Origin of the sequence: uncultured Microbacterium sp. (assembly GCF_913776565.1) — a bacterium.
GTDB lineage: Bacteria > Actinomycetota > Actinomycetes > Actinomycetales > Microbacteriaceae > Microbacterium.
In genome coordinates this window covers 1-6,660 of sequence record NZ_CAJYPF010000103.1, presented here as the reverse complement: position 1 = coordinate 6,660, position 6,660 = coordinate 1, and the positions used below count along the sequence as shown (strand labels likewise).

Annotated in this window: 3 protein-coding genes and 1 pseudogene; 3 read left to right on the top strand and 1 reads right to left on the bottom strand. The window is 67.7% G+C overall.

Annotated features, from left to right (window positions below):
- From QZ433_RS05625 to QZ433_RS05615, 3 genes and pseudogenes are all read left to right on the top strand, one after another.
- Positions 1–1,690 (top strand): annotated as a pseudogene (locus QZ433_RS05625) (hypothetical protein); the annotation flags it as partial.
- Between the two features lie 30 nt (positions 1,691–1,720).
- Positions 1,721–3,847, top strand: coding sequence for an acyltransferase family protein (locus QZ433_RS05620; RefSeq protein WP_295780601.1), 2,127 nt, complete (start codon positions 1,721–1,723; stop codon positions 3,845–3,847).
- The gene (locus QZ433_RS05615) at positions 3,844–5,766 is read left to right on the top strand and encodes a DUF6541 family protein (protein WP_295780599.1); all 1,923 of its coding nucleotides are present in this window, start codon (positions 3,844–3,846) and stop codon (positions 5,764–5,766) included. The genes QZ433_RS05620 and QZ433_RS05615 overlap by 4 nt, the downstream gene beginning before the upstream one ends.
- Before the next feature lie 211 nt (positions 5,767–5,977).
- Here the strand turns inward: QZ433_RS05615 and QZ433_RS05610 are convergent.
- Positions 5,978–6,660 (bottom strand): glycosyl transferase (locus QZ433_RS05610; RefSeq protein ID WP_295780597.1); only part of this gene is annotated, 683 nt, incomplete at its 5' end.

Genomic DNA, 6,660 nt, shown 5'->3' with positions numbered 1-6,660 from the left:
GTACGCACCGGGCAAGACCTGGAACGTGCGCTACTCACCCGACGCGTCGTGCGGGAGTTCGCCCGTCCGCGTGCAGAATCAGGCGACGTCCAACCTCTACTACTACACGCCGTACCAGCCGAACCGTGCGGCTCTCGCTGCCGGTTACGGCACCGGCGACAGCTGCTCGGCCTACGGCAACCGCAACTTCTTCCAGTACTTCACGGACTGGTTCGGCTCGACGAAGTCCTACCCCGTCACCGGCGGTATCGGTGATGCCTATCAGCGTGCGGGTGGAGCAACGGGGTATCTGGGTATCGCGACCAGTGCGGAGACGTGCGGCCTCGACCAGGGCGGGTGCTTCCAGCTCTTCCAGGGCGGCCAGATCCACTGGACGAATGCGACCGGTGGCCACGCCACCCACGGGGCGATTCTGGGTCGCTGGAGTGCGAACGGCTACGAGCGCGGGTGGATGGGCTACCCCACCTCCGACGAGAACTGCACGCTCATCAAGGGCGGGTGCGTGCAGTTGTTCCAGAACGGGCAAGTGCACTGGACGAACCCGACCGGGGCGCAGGCCACGCGCGGTGCGATTCTCGACAGATGGGCGTCGACCGGCTATGAGCGGGGTGAGCTGGGATACCCCACGACCTCCGAGACCTGCGGCCTCGTGCGCTCGGGATGCTCGCAGACTTTCGAGAACGGGCTCATCACGTGGAGTTCCGGCTCGGGAGCCCACATCCTCGCGGGCGTTTACCGTCAAGCCTGGACAGACGCCGGCCGTCAGGACGGGGCGCTCGGCTTCCCCACGACCGAGGTGTCCTGCGCCAACGGCCTGTGCCGCCAAGACTTCGAGGGCGGGACGTTGCTTCGCAGCGGAGAGGGGCCGGTGTCGATCGTCAGCGGGCCGATCGCGACGGCATGGAATGCCGCTGGAGGTGTCGACGGCGTCCTCGGCAAGCCGACATCTGCGCAAACCTGCGGGCTGGTCCGCTCGGGGTGCTTCCAGTACTTCGAGGGTGGTCAGATCCACTGGAGCCCTACGTCTGGCGCCCACGCGACCCGCGGCGCGGTCAAGGACGTTTGGGGCGCGCTCGGGTGGGAGGGTGGCTCCCTCGGCTATCCGACCAGTGATCTCGAGTGCTCGAGCGACGCGTCGTGCGTCCAGGAGTTCGAACGCGGAGCGATCGCCGGCGAGAAGACCGGTCCCGTCTATGCGGTGATGGCTGGAATGATCGCGACCTGGCGCGCAGGCGGTGCAGCGGATGGCGCCCTCGGACTGCCGACCAGCAAAGAGAACTGCGGTCTCGTCCGCAGCGGTTGCTTCCAGTACTTCGCCGGCGGTCAGATCCACTGGAGTCCCGCCACCGGCGCCTGGGTCACCGCGGGCGCGGTCAAGGATGCCTGGGGCGCGACCGGATGGGAGAACGGCAAGCTGGGATACCCCACGGGTGCCCTCACGTGCGGCCTGCGGGAGAACGGGTGCTTCCAGCATTTCGAGGGTGGTGACGTCCACGTCTCGGCGGCCGGTGCGTTCCCCACCTGGGGTGCGATCCGGAATGCCTGGGCGGCGAGCGGCTGGGAGAACGGTTCCATGGGATACCCGACCGGCTTCGAACAGTGCACGTCGTCCACATCCTGCACGCAGAAGTTCGAGCGCGGCACGATTTCCTGGACGGCCGCCGGGGGAGCGGTGCTCCGTACGGCGTGACCTCAGATCGCCCCACTAGGATGGGCTACCGTGTCCGTTCAGCTCTCGCCCGTCCGCTCTCGCGCGCGTCGCGAAAGCAGATCCGTCCGCATCCTGCCTGAAATCCAAGGTCTGAGGGCCGTGGCGGTCGCGCTGGTGGTGCTGTTCCATCTCTGGCCGAACCGTCTGCCGGGGGGCTTCGTCGGTGTCGACGTCTTCTTCGTCATCTCGGGTTTCCTGATCACCGCTCACCTGCTGCGGGAGGTGGAACGGACGGGCAGAGTGCGCGTCATCCAGTTCTGGGGCCGGAGGATCAGACGGCTGCTGCCGGCGAGCCTTTTCGTTCTCGCGATGATCGGCGTGGCGACGTTCTTCGTCGGCCCCCTCAGCGCATGGCCGACGATCTTCCGCCACATCGCCGCCTCGAGCGTCTACGTCGAGAATTGGGCGCTGGCCGCTGATTCAGTCGACTACTGGGCCCAGGCGGTCGCCGCTCCTCCGACACAGCACTACTGGTCGTTGTCCGTGGAGGAGCAGTTCTACTTCGTATGGCCGATCGTCTTCGCGGCTGTGGCTCTCGCCGTCCGCGCGGCGCGTGGGCGGTTTCTGGGGCTCGCTCGCGTCGTCCTCGGGGTGATCGTCCTCGCCAGCTTCGCGTATTCGGTCTGGTACTCCGCCACTAACCCCTCCGTCGCGTACTTCTCGACGTTCACCCGTGCGTGGGAATTCGGTCTCGGGGGCATGCTCGCTCTCGTCGGACTCACCGAGTTGCGGCTCGGGGCGCTTCCCCGGGCGATCATCGGGTGGGTCGGCATCGCGTTGATCGCGCTCGCCGCCCTCATCATCCGATCGAGCGACCCCTTCCCGGGTGCGATCGCACTGCTTCCCGTCGTGGGAACCGTGGCTGTGATCCTCGCGGGGACGACCGGTGCACGTGGCTCCTTCGACGCCGCAGCCTCCTGGCGTCCGGTGCAGTTCATCGGGGATGTCTCTTACTCGGTGTACCTGTGGCATTGGCCGCTCATCGTGATGCTGCCATGGGTCCTTGGGCCGCTCTCGACGGCTCTGAAGCTGGCAATCATCGTGGCCAGCGTCATCCTCGCCTACGCGACGAAGCGCTTCATCGAGGACCCTGCGCGCAACGCGACATGGTTGACCGCTCGGCGTGCCGTCCCCACGTTCCTCGCCGCTGCGGCCGCTTCCGCCCTGCTCGTGGGAGCGTCCGCGGTCGCCCCCGCCGTGGGGCAGCAGATGGTCGCGTCGCGCTTGGCCGACGCGAATGCCTTCGCCGTCACCACGTGCGCCGGCGCCACCGCCGTCGTCGATCCCTCATGCAGCGCGGACGCGGCCCCTGTTCCCGCGGCAGACATCGTCTTCGGTGATGCGGACCCCGAGATCGAGAAGTGCTTCAGTCAGGATTCGAACGGAGAGCTCATCCGCTGCTCGTTCGGTGACGCGGCCGCGCCGGCCGGTCGCGTGGCGCTGGTCGGGGACAGTCACGCCGGGGCTCTGGCGCCCGCGATGATGCGTCTTGCGGCGGAACGCGGGTGGGCGCTCGACGTCTATCTGAAGCCGGGTTGCCCGTGGTCGCAGACCACGCGATTCCGCCCCGACAACAACGTCGCCGCCATCGAGAACTGCTCGTCTTGGCGAGATGCCGCCTCCGCGGCGTTGACGGACCCGAACCGTCACTACGACTTCGTCGTCACGACCTCGTACGCGATTGTGGGGAACATGGTCGAGGCCGACGCTCAGGGGACACCCTATGACGCCTCCGTTGCGGGGCTCCGAGCGTCGTGGGGCGATTTCATCGCGCGGACGGGCGCACCCGTCCTTGTCGTTCGTGACAATCCGAACTGGGACCGATCCCCGGTCGACTGCCTCATGGCGACGAGGAACCCCGGTGAATGCACGGAGTCGGAGGCCCAGGCGTTCTCCAACCCGGATCCGCAGATCGCCGCCGCGGCGCAGACGCCGGGGGTCGGTCTGATCGATCTGACCGAGATCTATTGCCCGCAGGGGATCTGCGCGGCGGATCTCGGCGGGATCACCGCGTACCGCGACGCCCACCACCTCAGCCGCTCCTTCGCCCTGTCGCTGGCCCCCGTGCTCGGACAGCGCATCGACACCGCCCTGGCAGCTCTGCCCTCCGCGCCGACGAAAGGCTCCTCCGGATGACCTGGACCCCCCTGATCCTGCCGTTCCTCGTCGGGGCCCTCCTGCTACTCGTCCCGGGCCTGGTCATCATGGCCTTCTCGGGTCTTCCGGCCAGGCTGTGGGGCCTCAGCCCCGCGCTGAGCGTGGGGGCCATCGCCGGCAGCGGCATCGTCTGGGGGGTCTTCGGGTGGGCATGGGGTCCGTCCGCCGTTCTCCTCACCACCGTCCTGATCGCCTTGCTGGCGTGGGCCCTGTCCCGTCGTCGCCCCTCGGTTCTCGCATTCGGGCGCGCCGTCAGGCGCAGCGTCGTCCCGTTGGCGATCGCCGCCGTCTTCGGGGTCTTCGTGTTCTGGCGCATGTACATGTCGGTCGTGCCGGGACCGGAGGCGATCGGCCAGCTCCAGGACACGATGTTCCACATCGACGTCGTGCGTTACATCATCGAGAACCAGGACGGTTCGTCTGCCCACACCGGCTACATGGACGGCTCCCTGAACGCGTCAGGTTTCTACCCCGCGGGGTGGCACGCCACGGCTGCGCTGCTGGTCGAGCTCACCGGCATCTCCATCCCCCTGGCTGCGACGACCGTGTCCGCTCTGCTGACGGTGATCGTGTTCCCCCTCTCGGCCATCACCTTGGCCGTGACCCTCTTCGGCAATTCCCGTCTCCTCATTGCCAGCGTCGGCGTTGCCGCTCAGCTGATCGGCGCCTTCCCCTGGCGCTTCCTGAGTTGGGGTCAGCTCTACTCCAACCTCATGGCGATGTCGCTGCTGCCCGCCGTCATCGCCGGACTGGTGGTCCTGTTGCGGTCGTGGGCGTCGTCCACGATCGCGAGCCGGACACTCCTCGTCGGGCTCATCGGCGTCGCGGTCATCGGTACGGCGCTCGCCCAGCCGAACACCGTCTTCGCGCTGGTCGTGATCGGATTCGCCTTCATCGTCAACGCGATCGTGATGGCGCCTCGCCCTGTCCGGTGGAAGCTGTTGTGGGCCGCATGCGTGGTCGTGGCGTTGCTCGGCGGGTGGACGCTGCTCTACATCGCCCCGTTCATGCAGCGGACCGTGACCTGGGTCTGGGACTCATTCGAGACTCCCGCGCAGGCGTTCGGCGAACTCGTCACGCTGGGCTTCAACGGTGGTCTGGGTCAGTTCGGTCTTGCCGCGGTGGTGATCGTCGGAGGGTGGTCCGTGGTGCGTCGGCACCCGAGGGAGTCGTGGCTCCCGGCGAGCGCCCTCGCTTTCGGCGTCCTCTACGTCCTCGCCGCCGGAAGCGAGGGGCGGGTTCGCGACTTCGTGACGGGGTTCTGGTACCACGACTCCTACCGCCTCGCCGCCCTCGTCGCGCTGTTGAGCGTTCCTCTGCTCGGTGTCGCCGTGGCGGGGGCCCTGCATGGTCTGCGCCGTCGGTTCTCCCGCGTCCGAGCCGGTGCGTTCCCGGCCCTCGCATTGCTTCTGGCGGTGGTGACGGTTTTCATGCCGGGTGCCACCCAGCAGCGAGAATGGATCCGCCTCAGCTTCGCGACCGACGACGCCTGGATGATCTCGCCGGCTGAACGGGACTTCCTCTCAGAGGTGGCCCGAGTGGTTCCAGATGGCGTCGTCGTCGCGAACAACCCCTATGACGGCTCCGGACTCGCGTACGGTCTTTTCGGCACGGACGTGCTGTTTCCCGCCATGGACGGTAACTGGCTGGGGGAGTGGGATCCCGAGAAGAAGACGGTGTCGTCCGAGCTCACCGTCTCAGGGTTCTCCCCCGACGTGTGCTCGGCTGTCGAGGATCTCGACATCGTCTACCTCCTCCAGCTCGACGATCGGTGGTACTCGAGCGGAGGGACGCTCCCCGAGTGGTCGGGGTTGAGGGTGGACGGCGCCCAGCCGGGGTTCGAGCCGGTCCTGCAGGAGGGCGACATGGGGCTGTACCGCATCACCGGATGCGGCTGAGCCCGCGCCCCGCATCGCGGGCTGCTGGGCCCGTGAGTGCTCGGGGTCGGTGAGGGTGCGGGACGCGGGCGCAGAGGCAGCCGGGGACTCGGCTCCTCGGACCGGCCGCTGCTCCGCATCCGTCCTCGCGACAAACGAGAACGCCCCGCTGGTCGACGAGTCGGGAGAGACCCGCTTCGGCCCGCGGGGCGTTCGTCACGCCGCCGGAGTATTACTCGGACGGGGGAGCGCTGTAGGTCAGGTAGTTGAGGCGGCTGACCTCGCGTCGGGCTTTCAGCACACCGTCCAGGATGAGCCCGATGACGGCGGCCAGGCCTCCGGCCAGAACCACGCCGATGGCCAGAATGGCCGACGGCAGGCGCGGAACGAGACCGGTCGCGACGAAATCGGCAACGACCGGGATGCCCACGAGGATCCCGATGAGTGCGAGCAAAGCGGCCACGATGCCGTAGAAGAGCATCGGACGCTCGTGCCGGACGAGCTGCGCGATGAGATTCAGAATGCGGAATCCGTCGTGGTACGTCCGCAGCTTGCTCTCGCTGCCCTCGGGGCGGTCCTTGAAGCCGACGCTCACCTCCGCCTGCGGGACGCGCACGCTCATCGCGTGCACGGTGAGCTCGGTCTCGATCTCGAACTCCCGCGACAACGCCGGGAAGCTCTTGACGAAGCGCCGGGACATGACGCGGTAGCCGCTGAGCATGTCGGACACCTCGGAGCCGAAGATGTTTCCCACGAGCCAGTTGAAGCCTCGGTTGCCCAGTGCATGGCCGGGGCGGTAGGCGCTGTTTGTCGTTTCCTGCCGGACGCCGAGGATGTGATCGTACGGACCCTCCTGGAGGGTGCGGATCATCTCAGGAAGGGCCGCCGCGTCGTAGGTGTCATCGCCGTCGATCA